The organism is Streptomyces sp. MJM8645 (genome assembly GCF_001625365.1).
Lineage (GTDB): Bacteria > Actinomycetota > Actinomycetes > Streptomycetales > Streptomycetaceae > Kitasatospora.
In genome coordinates, this window is record NZ_LJJF01000001.1 from 6538698 (window position 1) to 6559363 (window position 20666).

Annotated in this window: 20 protein-coding genes; 8 read left to right on the plus strand and 12 right to left on the minus strand. The window is 73.6% G+C overall.

Features of this window, described 5'->3' with window-relative positions; translation table 11 throughout:
- The 5 genes from A6F73_RS27855 to A6F73_RS27875 all read left to right on the plus strand — a co-directional run bounded on the left by A6F73_RS27855 (position 1) and on the right by A6F73_RS27875 (position 6700).
- Complete coding sequence (locus A6F73_RS27855; protein WP_063350281.1) at positions 1-417, plus strand: hypothetical protein; 417 nt, start codon at positions 1-3, stop codon at positions 415-417.
- A complete protein-coding gene (locus tag A6F73_RS27860; RefSeq protein ID WP_063350282.1) occupies positions 414-1616 on the plus strand; it encodes a protein phosphatase 2C domain-containing protein in 1203 nt (400 codons plus the stop codon). Before A6F73_RS27855 ends, A6F73_RS27860 begins: the two co-directional genes overlap by 4 nt.
- On the plus strand, positions 1613-2746 hold the full coding sequence (locus tag A6F73_RS27865; RefSeq protein ID WP_063350283.1) for a hypothetical protein: 1134 nt from the start codon (positions 1613-1615) through the stop codon (positions 2744-2746). Before A6F73_RS27860 ends, A6F73_RS27865 begins: the two co-directional genes overlap by 4 nt.
- A gap of 16 nt (positions 2747-2762) precedes the next feature.
- A complete protein-coding gene (locus A6F73_RS27870; RefSeq protein WP_063350284.1) occupies positions 2763-3413 on the plus strand; it encodes a VWA domain-containing protein in 651 nt (216 codons plus the stop codon).
- Between the two features lie 1457 nt (positions 3414-4870).
- Positions 4871-6700: an ABC transporter ATP-binding protein gene (locus A6F73_RS27875; RefSeq protein ID WP_159398555.1), complete on the plus strand. Its 1830-nt coding sequence runs from the start codon at positions 4871-4873 to the stop codon at positions 6698-6700.
- 66 nt (positions 6701-6766) lie between these two features.
- On the opposite strand, the gene A6F73_RS27880 is transcribed toward A6F73_RS27875, so the two are convergent.
- Positions 6767-7186, minus strand: a complete 420-nt coding sequence (locus tag A6F73_RS27880) for a hypothetical protein (RefSeq protein ID WP_063350285.1) — start codon at positions 7184-7186, stop codon at positions 6767-6769.
- Positions 7187-7423: 237 nt separating this feature from the next.
- Positions 7424-8806 carry an amino acid permease gene (locus A6F73_RS27885; RefSeq protein WP_063351611.1) on the minus strand — a complete coding sequence of 461 codons (1383 nt, stop codon included), beginning with the start codon at positions 8804-8806 and terminating at the stop codon, positions 7424-7426.
- 451 nt (positions 8807-9257) lie between these two features.
- On the opposite strand from A6F73_RS27885, the gene A6F73_RS27890 reads away from it, so the two are divergent.
- Positions 9258-9464, plus strand: coding sequence for a hypothetical protein (locus tag A6F73_RS27890; protein ID WP_063350286.1), 207 nt, complete (start codon positions 9258-9260; stop codon positions 9462-9464).
- Between the two features lie 147 nt (positions 9465-9611).
- On the opposite strand, the gene A6F73_RS27895 is transcribed toward A6F73_RS27890, so the two are convergent.
- On the minus strand, positions 9612-10562 hold the full coding sequence (locus A6F73_RS27895) for a deoxyribonuclease IV (RefSeq protein WP_063350287.1): 951 nt from the start codon (positions 10560-10562) through the stop codon (positions 9612-9614).
- A gap of 337 nt (positions 10563-10899) precedes the next feature.
- Between A6F73_RS27895 and A6F73_RS27900 the strand changes: the two genes are divergently transcribed.
- Positions 10900-11973 (plus strand): right-handed parallel beta-helix repeat-containing protein, encoded by a 1074-nt coding sequence (locus tag A6F73_RS27900; protein WP_063350288.1) that lies wholly within the window; start codon positions 10900-10902, stop codon positions 11971-11973.
- Between the two features lie 98 nt (positions 11974-12071).
- Positions 12072-13103 (plus strand): methyltransferase, encoded by a 1032-nt coding sequence (locus A6F73_RS27905; RefSeq protein WP_063350289.1) that lies wholly within the window; start codon positions 12072-12074, stop codon positions 13101-13103.
- Between the two features lie 69 nt (positions 13104-13172).
- Here the strand turns inward: A6F73_RS27905 and A6F73_RS27910 are convergent, their stop codons facing one another.
- The 9 genes from A6F73_RS27910 to A6F73_RS27950 form a co-directional block, all read right to left on the minus strand.
- On the minus strand, positions 13173-13883 hold the full coding sequence (locus tag A6F73_RS27910; RefSeq protein ID WP_063350290.1) for a class F sortase: 711 nt from the start codon (positions 13881-13883) through the stop codon (positions 13173-13175).
- Between the two features lie 159 nt (positions 13884-14042).
- Positions 14043-14648: a hypothetical protein gene (locus A6F73_RS27915; RefSeq protein ID WP_063350291.1), complete on the minus strand. Its 606-nt coding sequence runs from the start codon at positions 14646-14648 to the stop codon at positions 14043-14045.
- 520 nt (positions 14649-15168) lie between these two features.
- Entirely contained in the window at positions 15169-15489 is a 321-nt protein-coding gene (locus tag A6F73_RS27920; RefSeq protein WP_063351612.1) for a TcmI family type II polyketide cyclase, read from the minus strand.
- 5 nt (positions 15490-15494) lie between these two features.
- Positions 15495-15950, minus strand: a complete 456-nt coding sequence (locus tag A6F73_RS27925; RefSeq protein ID WP_063350292.1) for an SRPBCC family protein — start codon at positions 15948-15950, stop codon at positions 15495-15497.
- A 1-nt stretch (position 15951) separates the two neighbouring features.
- The gene (locus tag A6F73_RS27930; RefSeq protein WP_063350293.1) at positions 15952-16215 is read right to left on the minus strand and encodes an acyl carrier protein; all 264 of its coding nucleotides are present in this window, start codon (positions 16213-16215) and stop codon (positions 15952-15954) included.
- 34 nt (positions 16216-16249) lie between these two features.
- The gene (locus A6F73_RS27935) at positions 16250-17491 is read right to left on the minus strand and encodes a beta-ketoacyl synthase N-terminal-like domain-containing protein (RefSeq protein ID WP_063350294.1); all 1242 of its coding nucleotides are present in this window, start codon (positions 17489-17491) and stop codon (positions 16250-16252) included.
- 5 nt (positions 17492-17496) lie between these two features.
- Positions 17497-18753 (minus strand): beta-ketoacyl-[acyl-carrier-protein] synthase family protein, encoded by a 1257-nt coding sequence (locus A6F73_RS27940; RefSeq protein WP_063350295.1) that lies wholly within the window; start codon positions 18751-18753, stop codon positions 17497-17499.
- Entirely contained in the window at positions 18750-19175 is a 426-nt protein-coding gene (locus A6F73_RS27945; protein WP_063350296.1) for a cupin domain-containing protein, read from the minus strand. The genes A6F73_RS27940 and A6F73_RS27945 overlap by 4 nt, the downstream gene beginning before the upstream one ends.
- A gap of 32 nt (positions 19176-19207) precedes the next feature.
- A complete protein-coding gene (locus A6F73_RS27950) occupies positions 19208-20374 on the minus strand; it encodes a SchA/CurD-like domain-containing protein (RefSeq protein ID WP_063350297.1) in 1167 nt (388 codons plus the stop codon).
- Between the last annotated feature and the right edge of the window lie 292 nt (positions 20375-20666).

Genomic DNA, 20666 nt, shown 5'->3' on the forward strand with positions numbered 1-20666 from the left:
ATGAACCAGGAACTCGCCGAGCTGGCCGCGAGCGGAGCCACCGCTCTGGTGTCCGCGATGGGCACCGATCTGTGGAACGAGGCGAGGCGACTGATGAGCGGCGTCATCGCCCGGGCCCACGGCAGCCGCCGCAGGGAACTGTCCGTCGCGCTGGAGCGGGGGTCGACCGCCACGAGGGGAGCGGTCGACGCCGCGGCCGTGGACTTCTGGACCGAGGCCCTGCTCCAGTTGCTCGACCGGGACCCGGTTCTCGCCCAGGACGTCATAGCTCTGGCGACGCTGCGGACCGCGCAACGGCCGGACGTCGTGGTCCAGGTCAACTCCGCCACCGGTTCCGGTGAGGTGTTCGCGGTGCAGCACGGTGACCAGCACTTCGCCTCGGGGCCGAGGTCCCGCGATCGTGAGGAGCGGCCGTGAGCGGGGGCGACGGCCGGCGGGACGGCCTGACGGACGGCTGGGTGCGGGCGGGGCTGCTCGCAGCCGTCGTCATCGGGGCCTTCGCCGAGGTCGGCACGCCGCACCGGCACTACGGCTGGCTGGTGGACGCGTTCGCCCTCGCGGCGGTGGGTGTCGTCGGCGCGGCGGCCGCACTGGGGTCCGAGGCCGCCGCGCCGCCCGCCCGGCAGCGGGACCGGCCCGAACGGGGGCCCCGGCCCGACGCGACGGCGCCGGTCTGCCGCTTCGTCGCGGCACCGGCGGTGTCGACGGCCCAGCCCGGCAGGCCCCGGCCGTTCCTGCGCGAGCGGCCGACCGACCTGAGCGTGCCCCGCTTCGGCGAAGGCGCGCGGGCACAGGGCTACCCCTGGCTGCTGCCGGAGCGCACGGTGCAGAACGGCATCGCCGCCGACGAAGCCAGGGTCGGTGCCCTCACCATCCGCGCCGCCTCCGTCGTCGGGCCCGGCCACCGCTGCGGCCAGCCCGCCGAGCCGCGACAGGACTCCTACCGGATCGGGCGGAGCCCGGACAGCCGGTACGCGATCGTGGCCGTGGCCGACGGCCTGTCCAGCGCTGCCTGGTCCGACATCGGGGCCACCGCGGCCTCCAGCCAGGCCGTCACCCTGCTGCGCGAGCAGATCGAGGCGGTCGGCTTCGACCGGCTCGACGTCAAGGCGCTGTACGGGCGGGTCGCTGAATCGATCGCCGCGCACGCGGCCGGACGCGGCGTCGGCACCTCGCACCTGGCGACCGTGCTGATCACCGCGGTGATCGCCGAGCCGGACGCGAACGGCGTGGCGCGGGCATGGGTCGGCTGGCTCGGTGACAGTTCGGCCTGGACACTCGACCCGCGTGTCCCGCTGTGGCAGTTCTCCGCCGGCGAAGCCAAGGACCGCGCGGCCGCGGTGGTCTCGAACGAGGTCGCCGGCCGACTGCCGGACACGCCGCACCTGGCCGTGGACGGTTACGTCAACCTGGCGGCCGGTGCCGCCCTCGCCCTGGTCACGGACGGGATCGGCGACGCGTGGGCGGACCGGGCGGGCAACGTCAACGAGTACTTCGCGAACGCCTGGCGCTCGCCGGTCCCGGCCACCCGGTTCACCGCCGACGTCGGCTTCGACGCACCGCAGTGCCTCGACGACCGCACCGCCGTCGTGGTGTGGAACGGCAGCGGGACATGACCGACTCCGATCCCGTCGCCGGCGGCGGCGCCCCGGCGGTGGACCCGCGGGGCTGGGCGTTGCCGAGGACCGTGGGCCTCGGCGATCTCGGACCGCTCGCCGAGCCGATCTCCGAACACAACGGCCAGGCCGTCGCCGTACGGCCGCTGACGGACCACCCGGGCTGGCTGGCCAAGCTCTACCGGCCCGGCCCGCACCAGGAGGACGGCCACCGGATCGACCTGCTGATCTCCGCTCCGGACACGCTGCCGGAGGCGGAGCGGGCGAGCCTGTACGCCGGGACGTGCTGGCCCGCGGCCCGGATCCGCGAGCCGGGGAACCCGGCCGTCGGGTGCGTGATCCCGATGGCGCCCGAGCAGTACCGTTCCGAGCTGCGGCGCGGCAAGTTCAGCGAGCGCCGGTTCCTGGAGATCGACTGGCTGGCGAAGTCCGACGAGTCGATCCGGCGCGTCGGCCTGCCGTGCCCCGGCTTCGAGGGCCGACTGGCTGCCTGCCGCCGGCTGACGGAGCTCGCCGCGATCCTGGAGGGCCTGGGCCTGGTCTACTCGGACTGGTCGTTCTCCAACGCCTTCTGGAGCCCGGAGGGGCGTTCCGTCTACCTGATCGACGTCGACGGCTGCCAGCCGAAGAAGATGCCCGACATCCACCAGCCGAACTGGGCCGACCCGCTCACGCCGCCGGGCTCCGACGCGGACCAGTACACCGACCGCTACCGGCTCGCCCTGCTCGTCGCCAAGTGCCTGACCGGCCGGCGCGACGCGAGCACCTTCCACGGCGTCGCCGCGTCCCACTGGCTGAACCAGCCCGCCGTCTCCGAGGTCCTGCTGGACATGCTGCTCGCGACCGACCGGGAGCGACGGCCCGCGGCCGCCCAGTTGAACCAGGCGCTGAACAACGGGCCCTACCTCAGGGCCGTGCCGCGTCCGACACGTACGTCGCTGCCCCAACTGCCCCCGAAGCAGCCGACGGTGGTGCTTCCGCAGCCCTCGCCGAACGCGATCCCGAAGCCCCCCGCCGTCGCCCGCATCAGCACGGTCGAGGAGCAGCAGAAGCCCAAGACCGGGTGGATCTGGGTGCTCGCCTTCGTCGTGATCCTGGTCATCGTCATCGTCATCGCCTCCAACCGCTAGCTCAGAGGTGCACACAATGTCACTCTGCCTGCCCACCTACGTGGTGATCGACGCCTCCTCGTCGATGAAGCCGCACGAGGCAGTGCTCAACGCGACCCTCTCGCGTCTGCACTACAACCTGGCGACGAATCCGCGCGTCTCGGAGTTCGCCAGGGTCAGCGTGGTCGCCTTCTCCACCGACGTGCACGTGGTGATCCCGATGTCGGACATGGAGCAGGTCCCGAGCATGCCCGAAGTGATCTGCGGCGGGGGCACCGAGTACGGCAAGGCCTTCGACCAGTTGCGGCAGAGCATCGAACAGGACGTCAGCAGCCTGCGGGCACAGCAGTACAGCGTGCTGCGGCCGGCGATCTTCTTCCTGACCGACGGCGCCCCGACCGACGCGAGGTGGCAGGACTCCTTCCGCAGGCTGGTGGACCGGAACTGGCCGCGCCACCCGCACGTGATCGCCTACGGCTTCGGCGCCGCCAGGCGCGACGTGCTGAAGGAGGTGGCGACCAAGGCGCTGTTCATCGCCGACGGTTCGGACACCGAGTCGGCGCTGAGCGGGGCGATCACCGGCCTGCTCAACACCCTGATCGCCTCCTCGCAAACCGGTCAGATGCACATCGCCACGGACGTCAAGGGCTTCGAGTACGTGCAGGTCGCCCAGGAATACGTGGACTGAGCGTGGACACCGACCCGCGTACCACGGCGCCCCGGGCGCTGAGGGCCTCCGCCGGGCTGTCCGTGCTGGCCGCGGTGCTGCTCGCCTGCGGCGGCGTGGTCGAGGTGGCGGGCCATCTCAGCGGCCCCTCGACGAACGGGGGCGGAGGCGGCTCGCACCCGGCGACGCCGGTGCCGGTACAACCGGCCCCGACCCCGACCCCGACCCCGACCTCTGAGGTCTCCTCGCCCGCCGCGGCGCCGTCGCCGAGTTACTCGCCCTCGGCCTCACCCACCCAGCTGCCCGAGCCTACGGCCGCCCCCACCACCACACCGGCGTCTCCTTCGGAGCACCCTCCAGGGAAAGGGGCATCCCGGACGAAGGCTCCTGTGACGAGGAACGCCGCCCCGTAGCTGCGATACCGGCGCGGCCACGGAGGGGCCGAGCAGCACGGGCAGCCGGCGGGCGGGCCGGGGAGTGGGCGGGGAGTGGGGCGGGGGGTGCCGCTGATGGTGCCGCTGATGATGGCGCCGTCACCCGAACGCAGTCGCTTCGGGTCCTCGCGCGGCCCCGGAGTCGCCCGGAAGGCGGCTCCGGGGCGCCTCCTCAAGGCGGACCTGCCGTGGCGTCGGCGGTGCCGGGGCGTCGTTCCGGTGGTTTCCGCGGGGCTCGACGCGGGGTCTCGCCTCTCGCCGCGCGGGGGTGCGCACCCCCGCCCCGTCGGTCGGCTGCGCCATCCGGGTAGGCCTCGGCGGGCGGGGTCGGCGGCCCGGGCGGGGGTCCTCGGGGAGGGGCGCGGGGGACGGGGGCTCGCGCCGAAGCCGCCGTCGCGGGGGCCTGCGGTCGACCGGTGGGCGGCGGCGCTCGGTGCGCGGGAGTGGCTGTTTCGAGACGCCGGACGAACGGCACTTGACGGTGGGTCAGTCGAGGAGTCGACCGGGCGGATCCTCGCCCGACCCGGCTCGTCGGGGGGCCGGGCGGGAGGGCCGGAACCGGCTGTCGAGGCGTGGGTCGGGCGGTCCTGTCGGGGGGCCCTTTGCATGCCGAGGACCGTTCGCGGTTGCCGTCCAGAAGCTGCGAGCCGGGGCGTCAGGCGGATACTGGAGATGTGAGAACGGCTCTGGCAGGCACATCCCTGACGTGCCCGCCGCTTAGGGCTGTCTCACGGCAACGGCAGTCTCTGTCGTGCTCCCCGGGTCCGCGCCGTCGGCGTCGGCCGTGGACGTGCGGCGTGCCAATGCAAGGGAAGAAATGGAGTCGTGATGAGTTACTTCAACCGCAGGGACCGCGGTCGCGGACGTGAACGTGACCGTCGCCGCCGTCGCCACGGCCGCCGTCGTCGGTTTGGCTTCTGGTGACAGATAAGGGCGGTCCGGGCTGTGCTTAACAGCCCGGCATGACACCCATCCCTGGGGCCGGCGGTATCACCGCCGGCCCCTCATCCTGAGTGGGGTTCCTCCATGCACGGTGCGACGCCCATGGGGGGTCCGGAGGACCGGGCAGCCGACCGGGCCATCGACCAGGGGCCGGTGGCGGACTCGCCCGTCATCTCGCTGCGTGAGCTGTTCCGGCGGTTCTGGCCGTGGGTCCGACCGGACGTGCGCTGGCTGCCGCTGAGCGCGGTGCTGCTCGTTCTCGGCGCCTTCGGCGAGGTCGTCTCGGTCTGGATGTTCAAGGACCTGATCGACGAAGTCCTGGTGCCGCGGCACTTCGCCGAATTCTGGCCGCTCGGTGGCACGATGCTCGCCGCGGCCGCGGCGGCGGCGCTGTTCACCTTCGCGGGCACCTACACCGGCACCTGGATCGCCGAGCGCTACCTGCTCCGGCTCCGGACCGGCACACTGGCCCATCTGCACACCCTGCCGCCCGACACCCTGGAGACCCGCTGGCGCGGCGACCTGGTGGCCCGGATGACCGCCGACATCGCGACGATCGAGCAGATGGTCGCGACCGGCCTGGTCGAGGGCGCGGTGGCCTCGACCAGCCTGGTGCTGTTCGCCGGCGCGGCGTTCTACCTGAGCTGGCCCCTCACCTTGGCGGCGCTGATCGTCGCGCCGCTGTTCATCTTCACCACCGGCTTCTTCGGGCGCCGCATCCGCATCCGGGAGCGGCAGGTCCAGCGCCGCGCCGGCGGCGTCACCGCGCTGCTGGAGGAGACGCTGCGCAACGTGGTGGTCACCCGCACCTGCGGCCAGGAGGAGCGCGAGGTCGAGCGGGTGCACCGCGAGGGAAAGGCCCTGCTGGACGCCGAGCTCTCCGCCGCCCGGATGTCCGACCTCTACCAGCCCCTCCTCAACGTTCTCCAGATGCTCGCGGGGCTGGTCGTGGTGGGCGTCGGCGCGCTCCAGGTGATCCGCGGCGAGCTGAGCCTGGGTGGTCTGCTCGCCTTCGCCGCCTTCATGGCGCAGCTGTTCGAGCCGATCCAGCAGCTCGCCGGGCTCGTCCCGCTCGCGGGCGCGGCCTGTGCCTCGGGCGAACGCCTGCTGGAGATCCACGACCTGTCCAGTCCGGTCCGGGAGAGCCCCGCCGCGCGGGACGCCGGCGCGGTCCGCGGCCGGGTCTCCTTCGAGGGCGTCCATGTCGCCTACCCCGGCAGTTACGACGCCCCGGTGCTGTCCGACGTCAGCTTCGACGTCAGCCCCGGCAAGGTCCTGGCCGTCATCGGCCCCAGCGGCAGCGGCAAGTCCACGCTCGCCAAGCTCCTGGTCCGCTTCCTGGACCCGCAGGCCGGTACCGTCCGCCTCGACGGCGCCGACATCCAGGACCTGACCATCGCCTCGCTGCGCGGGGCGATGAGCTTCCTGCCCCAGCAGGCGCAGCTCTTCCACGCGACCATCCGGGACAACATCGCCTACGGCAGGCCCGACGCCCCGCAGGAGGAGATCGAACGCGCCGCCCGCAGCGCCGGCGCCCACGGCTTCATCACCGCGCTGCCGCAGGGCTACGGCACGGTCATCGGCGACGAGGGCTTCCAGCTCTCCGGCGGGCAGGCCCAGCGCGTCGCCATCGCCCGGGCCTTCCTGCGCGGCGCGCCGGTCCTCGTCCTGGACGAACCCACCACCGGCCTGGACCCGAAGACCGTCCAGCAGCTGATCCCCCCGCTGCGCCGCCTGATGGCGGGCCGCACCACGATCCTGATCACCCACGACCCGGCCTTCCTCCCGCTGGCCGACCACGTCCTCACCCTCCAGCCGCCGGACGCCCCGCGCCCCCGCTTCGCGGGATCGGCCGCCGGGCGCCCGGAGGCCGTCGCGGTGAACGCGTCCGAGGCACGGCTTCCCGGTGAGCGGGACCACGGGCCCGGGTGACCTTCGCCCCCACCCGAACGGCCGGGGTCCGCAGACTGCGGACCCCGGCCGTTCGAGTGCGTGCGGTCAGGAGACGGCGATGGTGGTCCGCAGGTAGTAGACGAACGGCGGGCAGGCCGAGCCGCGGTCCGGGAAGGCGCAGCGCCAGATCCAGGTGATGTCGCTCGTCCCGGCGGCGGCCGCGTTGAAGGTCGCGTGCGCGGTGTTGTCGGGGTCGGTGCTGCCCGAGGTCTGCGGCAGCACCGAGGGCGCGGTCGTCGCCGGGACGGAGGACAGCCAGGTGACGGTGCTGTCGCGGTAGGGAGGCAGGTTGATCTGGACCACGTCACCCGGGTGGACCTGCACGGTCTGGCCGTTGGAGGCGGCGCCGAGGACCACGACGTCGTTCAGGGCCGGCCGTGCCGGGGCCGCTGCGGCGGCGGTGACGGTGCCGGCGGTCAGGGCGAGGACGGCGGCGGGGGCTGTCAACAGCCTCAGGATCTTCATGGCACTCCCGGTACTCGAAGGTTCACGGAAACGGAGGTTCGCGTGGAACGGCGGTGCAGGGTGCGGAGGTTCCGGCCTCCCGTCTATCCGGTGCGGGTGGCCCGGCCGATGGCGCGGAGCCGCCCGGGAGGGAAACCTCCGGCCAAGGATGTCCACATCTGCCGCCTCCGGCAAGGCGTGTGACGATCCGTCAGGAGCTCGTCACTCCGAGCCGCCGAGGCCCCGGCCCTCGGGCCGTCAGTCCCGGCGGCGGGCCGCCATCCAGACGTAGACCAGGATTCCGGCGAACAGGAACAGCACGCCCTGGTAGACGGCCGCGTAACCGGCGCCGGCCACCAGCCACAGGGAGAAGCCGAAGGCGCCCAGGCCCAGCACCGCGTCCCGGGCGAGCCGGCCCCCGGAGACCTTGTCGGGCATGCCGCGCACCAGCCAGTACAGCTGCGCGGCGGTGGAGAGCAGGTACGGGACGGTCGCGGTGAAGGTGGTGACCAGCACCAGGATTTCGAACGCGCCCTTGGCGCCGGTGGCGAAGTTGAGGATGGTCAGCACCGAGGCCAGCGCGACGCTGGTCACGACGCCGAACACCGGGACGCCGCGCCGCTCCTTGGCGAAGGCGGCCGGGAACAGCCCGTCCTTGGCGGCCGCGTACGGCGCCTGGGCGGCCAGCAGCGTCCAGCCGTTGAGCGCGCCGGTCATCGAGACGAGCGCGGCGACGGCGATGGCCGTGCCGCCCCACGTGCCGCCGAACATGGCGTCCACGGCGTCCGAGAACGGCGCGGTGGAGTGGATCAGCCGGTCGTGGGCGACGGTGCCGAAGACCGCGAGCGTGCCCAGCAGGTAGACCACCGCCGCACCGGCCGTGCCGAGCACGCTGGCCCGCCCGACGTTGCGCTCCGGATCGCGGACCTGGCCGGCGCTCATCGCGGCCGACTCCACGCCCAGGTAGCTGAAGAGCAGGATGGCCGCGGCCGCCGTCATCCCGCCGGCCCAGCCGTGCCCGGTGGCGTCGAAGGGGCCCAGGTTGCGCGCGTCGAAGAAGCCCAGACCGCCCACCGAGACCAGCAGCAGCGGGATGAACTTGAGGACGGTGGAGACGAGTTGGACGGCGCCGACGTAGCGGGTGCCGGCCAGGTTCGCCAGCGCGGGCAGCCACTGGAAGGCCATCGCGGCGGCGATGCTGAGCCCGATGGAGTGGCCGACGGGCAGCAGCACGTCGAGATAGCCGACGGCGGCGACCGCGAGCGCGGCGTTGCTGACCCAGGTGGTGATCCAGTACGACCAGGCCGACAGGAACCCGGCGAAGTCCCCGAAGGCCTCCCGGGCGTAGACGTAGGGCCCGCCGGTGCGCGGGTTGCGGCGCGCGAGCTGCCCGAAGACGAGCGCGAGGGCGATCGCGCCCACGGTCAGGACGACGAAGGAGACCAGGCTGACCGTCCCGTAGGGGGCCACGGCGGCGGGGATCATGAAGATGCCGCCGCCGATGATGTTGCCCATCACCAGGGCGGTGGCGGTCGGCAGGCCGAAGCGGCCGCCCTTGCGGGGTGTCGCGGTGACCGCTTCCGGCGTCTGCGGCGGGCTCGGTCGGGTCGCCTGCCGGGGTGCGGCCGGGCTGGTCTGCATGAGGGTGGTGCGCCTTTCGTGGTCCTGCTCGTGCTCGGTGGAGCCACCGTTCATGCTCGAACCGGGTGGCGTTCTGTACCAAATCGATGGGATTTGTTCAGTCGGCCTGGCATGTCACCGCAAGACTTGCGGTCCCGCGCCGGTCGGACGGGCACTCGTCCTGTGCCGGTCGGACGGGCACTCGTCCTGTGCCGGTCGGACGGGCGCTCGTCCTGTGCCGGTCCGGCGCGGCCGTTCGGCGTGCGGCCGGGTGTCCGAGGGCGTTCACCCGGGGGAGGGATGTCGTCACCCGGATGCCTCAGCCGGGTTGCGGCGTGCCGCGGCGCGTGCGCGTTCGTGTGCAAACGTTGGCCCGGCGCCTCCCCGTGGGGCGTCGCCCAGCCTGCGGGCGGTCGACGTGGCCGGTCGGGGGCGCGGGTCAGAGGACCAGAGACGAACTAGGGGACAGTAGATGTCGCTTCGTGGGAAGATCCGCAAGCTCGCGGTGATCGTGGCCGTGACGGGTGCCGCCGTGGTGGCCGTGCCGACCTCGGCCATGGCGTTCGGCCACACGCCGGTGCCGTCCTCCGGGCAGGGCCTGGAGTCCGGTTCGGCGGGTGTCGGCCTGTTCGGCCCGCACGCCAACTGGTTCAACTACCACGAGCACAGCGAGGGCTGATCCGTCCGAGCTCGGAGCCCGGGGGCCGCTGTGGGTCTCCGGGCTCACGGCTGTCCGCGCGGCGAGGCGCGGTGCGGTGCCGTGCGGCGCGCTGCCGGACCGGTCGGGCGGATCGGGCGGGCCGGTCGGGGCGGCGGCCCGAGCAGGTCAGGACGGTCGGGCGGGGGCGGCGGCCCGCTCGCGCAGTTCCTTCAGTACGGCGATGTCCATCGCGTGCCCGGTGCCGTCCCCGCCGTGCTTGCGGTCCGGGGTCTCCACCAGCAGCGGGACACCGGCCGTCTCCGGGTGCTCGAACAGCTCGCGGAACGGTTCCGCGCCGATCATCCCGGCGCCGATGTTGGCGTGCCGGTCCTTGCGCGCGCCGACGACGTCCTCGGAGTCGTTGGCGTGGATCAGCCGCAGCCGGCCCGGCCCGGCCGCCGACGCCAGGGCGTCCAGCGCGGCCGTCACCCCGCCCGGTACGGCCAGGTCGTGCCCGGCGGCGAAGGCGTGGCAGGTGTCCAGGCAGACGCCGACCTTCGGGTGCCCGTCCAGCGCCTCGACGTACTCGGCGAGCTCCTCCAGCCGGGAGCAGAGCGAGCTGCCCTGGCCCGCCGTCGGCTCCAGCAGCAGCCAGGGCGCGTCCTCGCCGAGGGCGTCCAGTTCGTCCAGCAGCGGCCGCACGTCGGCCCGGACCTGTGCCATCGCCTCGGCCCGCCGGGAGCCGCCGCCGGGCGCCGTGCCGACCGCCGAGCCGGTGTGCAGGACGACGCCCAGTGCGCCGATCGCGTGGCCGCGGCGCAGTGAGTGCCGCAGCGAGTCGGCCGAGCGCTCGCGGGTGGCCGGGTTGTCCGAGCCGAAGTTGATCAGGTACGGCGCGTGCACCCAGGCGGGGAGTCCCTGCTCGGCGCAGGCCGCCCGGAACTCCTCGTCCTGCGCGGGGTTGCCCGGCGGAGTGGCCCAGCCGCGCGGGTTGGCCACGAACACCTGCACGGTCTCGGCGCCGACCCGGCGCGCGTACGCCAGCCCCGTGCCGGCCAGCCCGCGGGCGGCCACCGGGACGTGCGCGCCGACCGGGTTGCGGAGGGTGCCGAGGGGCGCTGCGGGTGCGGTGGTCATGGCCCCGAGGATGTCACGCCGCCGGCCGGCGGTGGCACGCGGCCCGGCCGGCGGTGCCGGGGTCGGTCCGGTGGCGTGCCGTGCGGCGCGGCTCGGAGCGCGCCGCGCCGCACGCGCCACGCCGGGCCGTCCCACCACCGGCCGACGCCCCGTCAGTCCCGCAGCCCAGCCCTGGTGGCGGGCCCACCCGGTGGCCCATAGCGTCGAGTCGGCCGCACCCACCGGCCGTCACTGCCCAAGCACACCGTGTAAGAACAGACACCGCGTACCTAGCGCGCTGCCCGGCAGGCTCCGGCCGCACACCGGCGAGCGCGCCGGAAAGAACAGGTCACCACTCATGCCCACGCGACGGGTCCACCACTTCGCCGCGGCCACCGCCGCCGCCACCGCCCTGACCACCGTCCTCGCCACCCTGGCCGCCGCGCCCGCGGCCCACGCCGCCGACGGCCTGCACGTCGTCCCGCCGGGCGAATCGATTCAGCAGGCCGTCGACGCCGCCCTCCCCGGCGACACCGTCCAACTGCTCGCCGGCACCTACCCCGGCAGCGTCCGCATCACCACCCCGGGCCTCACCCTGCGCGGCGCCGGCGCGGACAGCGTGATCACCCCCGGGGACGGCACCGAGAACGCCTGCGCCACCGCCGGACACGGCCTCTGCGTGGACGGCACCGAGGCGGCCCCGCTGTCTGACGTCACCATCGAGACCCTCGCCGTCACCGGCTTCCGCAAGAACGGCATCGACGCCAGCGGCACCACCGGCCTGACCGTGCGCGACACCTACGTCCACGACAACGCCCAGCAGGGCATCAGCCAGGAGATCTCCACCCGGGCCCGGATCGTCGGCAACCGCGCGACCCGCAACGGCCAGTCCGGTGTCTTCCTCGCCAACTACGCCTACCGCGAGGGCGGCGCGCCCGACACCGGGGGCACCGTCGTGGAGGGCAACGAGCTGACCGAGAACCGGGTCGGCGTCACCGTCCGCCGACTGCGCGGGCTGGCCGTCCAGGACAACGAGCTCCGCGGCAACTGCGCCGGCGTCTTCGTGGTCGGCGACGAGGGCGTGCCCCGGGCCGGGGACCTCGACGTGCGGCGCAACCGGGTCGTCGCCAACAACATGTTCTGCCCGGCCAACCCGCGGCTGGGCGCCATCCAGGGCGCGGGCATCGTGCTCACCGGGGTCGAGGACACCCGGGTCACCGACAACGAGGTCCACGACAACGTCGGCAGCTCGGACTTCTCCGGCGGGATCGTCCTCTTCAAGAGCGCCGTCGGCGTCCCCAACGCCCGCAACACCGTCGCCGACAACCACTTGAGCGGCAACAGCCCGGCCGACATCGCCGACCGCGACACCGGCGAGAACGCGTTCGCCCGCAACACCTGCGCGCGGTCCGATCCGTCCGGCCGCTGCTGAACCGCGGCACCCGCACCCGGTACGACCCGCACCTGGTACGAACCGCTCCCGGTACGCGCCCCCGGCACCCCCGCCCCCGTCGACAAGGAAGACCTCCCATGACCATCGCACCGCCCCCCACTCCCCAGGCCGCGATGCGCCTGCGCGAGCTCGTCTTCGGCGCCGCCTGCGCCGCCGCCGTCCGCGCGGCCGCCCGGCTCGGCGTCGCCGACGTGCTCGGCGACACCCCGACCAGCGTCACCGAACTCGCCGCCGCCCTCGACACCGAGCCCCTGCCGCTGTGCCGCCTGCTGCGCGCGCTCACCTGCTACGGCATCTTCTCCGAGACCTCCGACGACCGCTTCGAGCACACCGAGATGTCCCGCCTGCTGCGCGAGGACGCCCCCAACTCGCTGCGCTACATCTCCCTCTGGTGCACCGAGCCGTGGACCTGGGAGGCCTGGCCCAAGCTGGACGAGGCGGTCCGCTCCGGCCGCAACGTCTTCCCCGAGCTGTTCGGCAAGGAGTTCTTCGACTACCTGCACAGCGACGCGGGCGACTCCGCGAAGGTCTTCGACAAGGCGATGACCGCCTCCAGCCGGCAGTCCGCCCACGACCTCGCCGAGTACCTGGACCTCACCGGCGTCGACTCGGTGGCGGACATCGGCGGCGGCCAGGGGCACGTGCTGGCCAGCCTGCTGGAGAAGCACCCGGCGCTGCACGGCACCCTGCTCGACCTGCCCAAGGTGGTCGCCGGTGCCGAACCCCGGCTCCAGGACGGCGGCGCCTTCTCGGCCCGCGCCCGGCTGGTGCCCGGTGACTGCCGGGTGGAGATCCCGGTCCGCGCCGACCTCTACATCATCAAGAACATCCTGGAGTGGGACGACGAGAGCACCCGCCGCACCCTCGCCAACGTGGTCGCCGCGGCCCGGCCCGGCGCCCGCGTCGTGGTGGTGGAGAACCTGGTCGACGACAGCCCGTCGATGCGCTTCACCACCGCGATGGACCTGATGCTGCTGCTCAACGTCGGCGGCGCCAAGCACTCCAAGGAGAGCATGGTGCGGCTGATGGAGGACGCCGGACTGGACGTCGCGGACGTCCACCCGGTCAACCCCTACCTGCACGCCTTCGAGGCCACCGTGCGCGGCTGAGCACCGGCCCTTACGCGAACGACCGCCGTCCCCCAGGGAGTTGGGGGCGGCGGTCGTTCGCGTTGCCGGTCAGGCCGGGTGCGAGGAATCCAGGTGCGCGAAGACCACCACGTTGTCCGAGTAGTCCTTCTGGCCCTTGTCGTACGTACCGCCGCAGGTGATCAGCCGCAGCTGGGCGTCGGGCGTCTGGCCGTACACCTTGTCGTCCGGGAAGGCGTTCTTGGGGAAGGCCTCCACCGAGTCCACCGAGAACACCGCGACCGTGCCGTCCGCGCGCCCCACCTCGATCTGCTGGTCCGGTTGCAGCTGGCTCAGCATCACGAACACCGCCGGGCCCGTGGTGGTGTCCACGTGCCCGGCGACCACCGAGCTGCCGAGCTCGCCCGGGGAGACGCCGTCCCGGTACCAGCCGACCAGGTTGTCGTCGTCCGGCGGCGGGGCGGTGAGCTGGCCCTCCGGATCGAGCGTCAGCTCGGTGAACGGGGCGTCGACGCCGATCTGCGGGATCCGCAGCCGGGTCGGGTTGGCGCGGCCCAGCGACGGTGGCGCGGGGGCCGGGTCCTGGGCGGCCTCCGCAGGGGCCTCCGCGGGGGCGTCCGTGGGGGCGTCCGCGGGGGTGGTGGCCGGTGGGGACGGGCGGGGGGTGGCCGGCGCGACGATCGCCGGGGGACGGATCACGCCGGACGCCGAGTTGGCTTTCGGCGTGGTGTCGACCGAGTTGTACATCAGCAGCAGACCGACCGCCGCCGCACCGATGCCGGTGCGCAGCAGTCGGGACATTCCAGGGACGGGACCGCCCATCGCTCCTCTTTCTCCATTCCCATGCGCAGCCGGGCCGGTGACGGCCCGAAAAGGTCCAGAAGGTCCAAAACGACCCGCCGCCCCCGTGCGCGCCGCCCTGGTGGGGAGGCGCGTGGGGGCGGCGTCAGATGCCGGACGTCAGATGGTGGCGCCGGTGTTGCGGCGGTTGCGGCGCAGCGCGTACGCGCCGGCCCCGAGGCCGCCGATCAGGAGGACGGCGCCGGAGGCGAGGCCGCCACCGGACAGCGTGGTGCCGGTCTCGACCATCGCCAGGCCGCCACCGCCGGCGTGCACGCCGCCGTGCGGGCCCTTGCGGCCGTGCTCGCCACCACGGCCGTGCTCGCCGCCGCGGCCCTCGCCGCCCTTGTCGCCGCCGCGGCCCTCGCCGCCCTTGTCGTCGCCACGGCCTTCGCCGCGACCGTGCTCGTCGCCACGGCCTTCGCCACGGCCGTGCTCGTCGCCACGGCCTTCGCCACGGCCGTGCTCGTCGCCGCGACCCTCGCCACGGCCGTGCTCGTCGCCGCGACCCTCGCCGCGACCGTGCTCGTCGCCACGGCCTTCGCCGCGGCCGTGCTCGTCGCCCCGGTCGTCGCCGCGACCGTGCTCGTCGCCGCGGTCGGACTGGTCCTGCGAGGTGAGGCTCTTCGCCTGGTCGGCGGAGCCGTCGGCGAAGGCCATGGGGGTGCCGACGGTGAGAACGGCGGCGACAGCCGCCCCGGCGAGCAGAGTGCGTGCAGAACGCATGAGGTTGATCCTTCCGATACACAGGCCCGCGATCGCCGGCACGGCGCCGGACAAGGGAATTCGTGGGAACTGCGTCTGATTCACCGTCAACCACCGCGACGTCCGCCGCCACCGGAGAGTGGCGACTTGGGTACGGACTGTGCTCGATTCGAGTGGAGTCCCGGCCCGGTTCACCCGGGTGCCCCAGTGAGACGGGTGAAAAGGATTCGCGACGGTCCGGGCCGAGTCGGTCCTGTGCTGACGGCGTGTCGGTCCGTCCCGAAGGCGCTGACGCCGCGTCGGGCGGGTCCGGGGCGATGCTGACGCCGCGTCGGGCAGGCCCGGGAAGGCGCTGACGCCGCGTCGGGCGGTTCGGATGGTGCTGACGTGCCGTCGGGCGGGCGTGGGTGGCGCTGACGCCGCGTCGGGCCGGCGCGGGCGGCGCTGACGCCACGTCCGATCGGGCCGGACACGCACGTGGGCCCGCCCCCGGCGGATGGCCGGGGGCGGGCCCAGGACGAGCGGGACGGGTGGGACGGGGTCAGCGGTCCCAGCGGTAGAACTCGTGCGCCATGGCGTCCTTCGGCTCGCGCCAGGTGGCCGGGTCGTAGGCCTGGACGAAGGCGGTCAGCTGGTCACTGACGGACCGGAACTCCGGGTGGCCGATGACCTTGGCGACGGCCGGGCCCGGCGGGCGGTCGGCCTCGATGAGGTGCAGGTAGACGTCGCCGAACTGGAACAGGCTGCGGCCGGTGACGCCGATCAGGTGCGGCAGTTCGCCCTGGTCGGACGTGGCGAACACCTCGGCGATGTCCGGTGCCGCCTCCGGCTTCATCCGGGCGACGATCAGGGCGCGGTGCATCCCGGTCACCGCTCCGCCGCCCGCTTCTCGACCTTCTCGCGGATCAGCTCCAGCTGGATCCGGGAGTTGCGGTTGATGTGGTTGACCATGCCGTGGTCGTCGACCGGGGCGGTGGGCTTCATCGCGAAGTCCTGGATCCAGCGCATCCTCGTCCCGGCCGGGACCTCCGCGTACTCCCAGCGGATGTCCATGAACTCGAACGGGCCGGGCTCGACCCGGCGGGCGCGCACCGCGAGCGAGGACTTGTCGGTGGTGCGCTCGGAGACCCAGCTCCACACCTGGCCGTTCTCGTCCGGGTGCATGGTGAGCCGGAAGCGGACGCTGTCGCCGTCGCGCTCCAGCACCTCCACCGAGGCGTACTCGCTGAAGAGGTCCGGCCAGTTCTCCAGGTCGTTGGTGATCTCCCAGACCAGGTCGAGGGGGGCGGCGATGACGATCTCGTTGTCGGTGTGTCCGGGCATCTCAGGCACCAGCTTTCGGGGAGAGGAGGGAGGTGTTGACGAGCTCCAGGAACTCGGCCGGGGTCTTGGCGGACTCGGCGCCCGAGGTGACCTTGAGGCCGTGCCGGTTCTCCAGTTCGCCGACGACGCCGAGCAGGCCGAGCGAGTCGACGCCGAACTCGTCGAACTGCGCGCCCGGGCGCTCCAGGTGGAGCGGGTCGACGGTGACGCCGGCCCGGGCCTGGATCAGGGCGGCCAGCTCGGGATAGCTGAGGGTGTTGCTCACGGGGTGTCCCTTCGGTGGAATTGCGGGTGCGTTCTCAGGGCCGGTCTCCGCACCGGAGCACCAGCGCGGAGTTGGAACCCATCAGCCCGCGGCTGAGCACCAGTGCGGTGCGCAGTTCGGCCGGACGGGCGCGGCCGGTCACCAGGGCGAGGTCGTGGCTGACCTCGGTGACGTTCGGGGTGGGCGGCAGCACGCCGTCCTCCATGGCCAGGACGGCGGCCGCCACGTCCAGCAGCGGCGCGCCGCAGTAGGCCCGTCCGGTACCGGACTTGGGGGCGGTGACCGGGACGCGTTCGGCCGCCGGGCCGAGCGCGTCGGCCAGTGCGAGCGCCTCGGCCCGGTCGGCGGCCGGGACGCCGAGCGCGTCCGCGAAGACCACGTCGATCTCCTCGGGCGCGATCCTGGCCTCGTCCAGGGCGATGCGGATCGCGGCGGCCAGCCCCTCGCGGGACTCCTCCCAGCGGGAGGCCCCGGTGAAGGTGGAGCCGTGTCCGGCCAGGTGGGCCCGGACGGCGGCACCGCGCCGCCGGGCCGCCTGCTCGTCCTCCAGCAGCAGCATCGCGCCGCCCTCGGCGGGGGCGAAGCCGCAGGCCTGCGCGGTGAACGGCAGATAGGCCCGGTCGGGCTGCCCGGCGAGGCTGACCTCCGGGTAGCCGAGCTGGCAGACCATCGAGTACGGCGCCAGCGGTGCCTCGGCGGCGCCGGCCACCACCGCGTCGGTGCCGCGCTCGATCGTGCGGGCCGCGTGCGCGAGCGCGTCCAGGCCGCCGGCCTCGTCGCTGGCGACCACCCCGCACGGGCCCTTGTAGCCGCCGCGGATCGAGATCTGGCCGGTGCTGGCCGCGTAGAACCAGGCGATGGACTGGTACGGGCCGACGAACTGCGGCCCCTGGCCCCAGAGCTGCTGGAGCTCGCGCTGGCCGAACTCGCCGCCGCCGGAGCCGGCCGCGGTCACCACCCCGACCGCGAAGGGATGTTCGGGGTCGGGGTGGAACCCGGCGTCCGCCACCGCCAGGTCGGCGGCGGCCATCGCGTAGTGCGTGAACCGGTCGGTCTGCACCAGGTACCGGCTGTCGATCGCGGCCCGCGGGTCGAAGTCCCGCACCTGGCCGGCGACGCGCAGCGGCAGCCCGTCGCAGCCCTCGCGGGTGATCCGGTCGAGGACGCTCACGCCCTGCCTGGTGGCCTTCCAGAAGGCGTCGGCCCCAACGCCGTTCGGCGCCACCACGCCGAGGCCGGTGACCACCGCCCGGCGGCCCTGCTGACGTGACGTCATGACACTCACCCCGTTCTGTTGAGCACGACGGCGGACTGGAATCCGCCGAATCCGCTGCCGACCGAGAGGATGTGGCTCAGCGGCAGCTCGCGCGCGGTGCGCGGCACGTAGTCGAGGTCGCACTCCGGGTCGGGAGTCTCGTAGTTGGCGGTCGGCGGCACCACGCCGTGGGCCAGCGCCAGGGTGCAGGCGACCACCTCGATGGCGCCGATCGCGCCGAGCGAGTGCCCGACCATCGACTTGATGGAGCTCATCGGCGTCCGGTAGGCGTGGGCGCCGAGCGAGCGCTTGACGGCGGCGGTCTCGTGCCGGTCGTTCTGCTTGGTGCCCGAACCGTGCGCGTTGACGTAGCCGACGTCGGTGCGGTCCACCCGGGCGTGGGCGAGCGCGTCGTCGATCGCCCGGGACATCTCCAGCCCCTCCTGGGTGAGGCCGGTCATGTGGTAGGCGTTGCCGAAGGTGGCGAAGCCGCCGAGCTCGCCGTAGATCCGGGCGCCGCGGCGGCGGGCGTGCTCCAGTTCCTCCAGCACCAGGACGGCGCCGCCCTCGCCGAGGACGAAGCCGTCCCGGTGGGCGTCGAAGGGCCGGGAGGCGTGCTCCGGGTCGTCGTTGCGCTCGCTGGTGGCCTTGATGGCGTCGAAGCAGGCGACGGTGATCGGCGAGATCGGCGAGTCGGAGGCGCCGGCGATGCAGATGTCGGCGCGCCCCTCCTCGACGGCCTGGAAGCCGTAGCCGATCGCGTCGAGGCCGGAGGTGCAGCCGGTGGAGACGGTCTGCACCGGGCCGTGCGCGCCGGTGCGCTCGGCGACCGTGGAGGCCAGCGTGCTGGGCGCGAAGGCCCGGTGCAGCTGCGGTTCGGCCCGCTGGTGGTCGACGTCCCAGCGGGCGCCGCCGGCGCTGACCAGGGCGTAGTCGTGCTCCAGTCGGGTGGTGCCGCCGACGGCGGTGCCGAGCGAGACGGCGATCCGCCACGGGTCCTCGGCGGCCAGGTCCAGGCCCGCGTCGGCGATCGCCTCGTCCGCCGCGACCATCGCGAACTGCACGTAGCGGTCGGCCCGCTGGACGTCCGCCGGGCTCAGCCCGTGGGCCGCCGGGTCGAAGTCGACCTCGGCGGCGATCCGGGAGCGGAACCCGGTGGGGTCGAAGAGCGTGATGCCCCGGGTGGCGGTGCGGCCGGCGGTGAGGAGCTCCCAGAACGCCCGGACCCCGACCCCGCCGGGCGCGACGACGCCGATCCCGGTGACGGCGACGCGCCGGGTCACGAGGCCACCTTGGCGTGTTCCGGCGGCCCGGCGGCGCCGGTCTCCTCGGTGTCTACGTGGCCGAGCTCGGGGCGGGGGGCGAGCGGGCCGAGGTGGAACACCATCCGGGCCTCGGTGTCGCCGACGTTGCGGAAGCGGTGGCGCATGTTGATCGGGATCATCAGGCCCTGGTTGGGCTTGATCGGACGGCTCTCGCCGTCCAGGTCCACCTCCAGGTCGCCGCTGACCACGAACACGAACTCCTCGGAGTACGGGTGGTAGTGCTCGCCGATCCGCTCGCCGGGCTGGACGATCGCCAGCCCCATGAACCCGCTGGTCGCCCCGCAGGTGGTCGGGGTGAGCATGGCGCGCAGGTCGCCGCCGCGCCGACGGTTCTCCGGTGCCTCGTCGACGTGCACGATCCGTGGGTACTGCGTGGTCATGGTGTTTTCCTCCGAGAGATGCGGCTGGTTCTTCAGTTGTCCTGCGAGCTGCGGTCGGTGACCGGGTTCATGGCGCGGGCGGCGAGGACGGCGGCGAGCCCGGTGGCGGTGCGCAGGTCGCCCTGCGGGCCGAGGTCGAGCAGCCGGCCGAGCGCGGCGGCCTCCTGGTCGCCCGCCACGCCGAGGGCGGCCGCCGGGTCGGCCTCGGCCGGCACCCGCAGGTCGACCAGGCGCACCACCACGTCCGCCCGGTGGAACACGGTGCTGGCCGCGACCGGGCCGGTCGGGTCGGCGGTGGCGAGGTTGTCGTAGTCGGCGAGCAGCTCGGCGACGGCCTGCCCCTCGCCCGGGCGGACGGGGTACAGCACGGCGTGCCGGTGCAGCCGGGCGGAGGTCGGGGAGCTGGCGATCGCCTGGTGCTTCGCCGGCAGCGCGGCCCGGGCGAAGAAGGCGCGCGCGGCCTGCGGGTCGCCCAGCTGGCGGGCCTCCTCCAGGTACGGGTTGATCGCCTCCTCGACGGCCCGCACCTCCGGCTGCATCGCCACGTGGCGCAGCGCGTCGCCGAGGTTGCCGACCACCTCGACGGCCCGGACCACCCGGTTGCCGTGCATGAACAGCGAGGTGCGGTGCAGCCGGGTGTGCTCGTCCACCTCGGCCCGGGGCGAGGCGTAGCCGGACAGGATCCGGGCCACCTCGTGCTCGCTGCCGGGCTTGACCGTGAAGGTGAGCGCGTGCCGGACCACGCCGTCCGGGCCGGGCTCGGCCTTCGGCGGGCCGACGTGCCCGGCGGGCTCGGTGCGCGGCAGGCCGGGCGGGACCTCCAGCGGGGCCCGGGTGCCGGTGGAGCCGGCCGCCGAGGTCTCGCGCAGGATGCCGTAGCGCAGCGAGCGGAAGTTGTCGCTGACGCAGCCGTGCATCGGCTTGACCATCTCGCGGTGGGCGGGGCTGTCCACCCACTCCAGGAAGGTGTCCTGGTCCTCCCACTCGCTGGTGATCAGCCACTGGCGGGGGTCGTTGATCGACTGGCACAGCTGGTCGCTGACATGGCCGGGCACCGAGGCCACCTGGTGGCGCAGCTGCTCGTAGACGTCGAGGAAGCGCTGCTGGGCGCCGTCCTGGATCTCCAGCATCAGTACCACCCGGAGCCGGGTGTCGGAGTCGGCCTGCTGCTTCCGCTGCGGTTCGGACAGAGTTGTCATGATCCACTTTCTGCTCTGGGCCGCACGTTGCGGGCCGCGGTGGGCCGCGTCCGGGGGGTGCTCCCGGCTTGGGAGGGCGGTGCGACGGCGATCGGCCCGGTCGGTCGGCGCCAGGCCTGAAGTCGATCGTGAGCGGCGTACCGGGGTGCCGCGATATTTGCGGGCCATCCGGGCGAAGAGGCGGCACAAGCACCCTCGGGCGGGGGATGGAAGAGCGGGGCCCCCGGTCGCGCGGTCGCGTCGAGGGCGGCCCCGATCCCAGCCACCGGTCCGCTGAATCCCCTGACAGGGC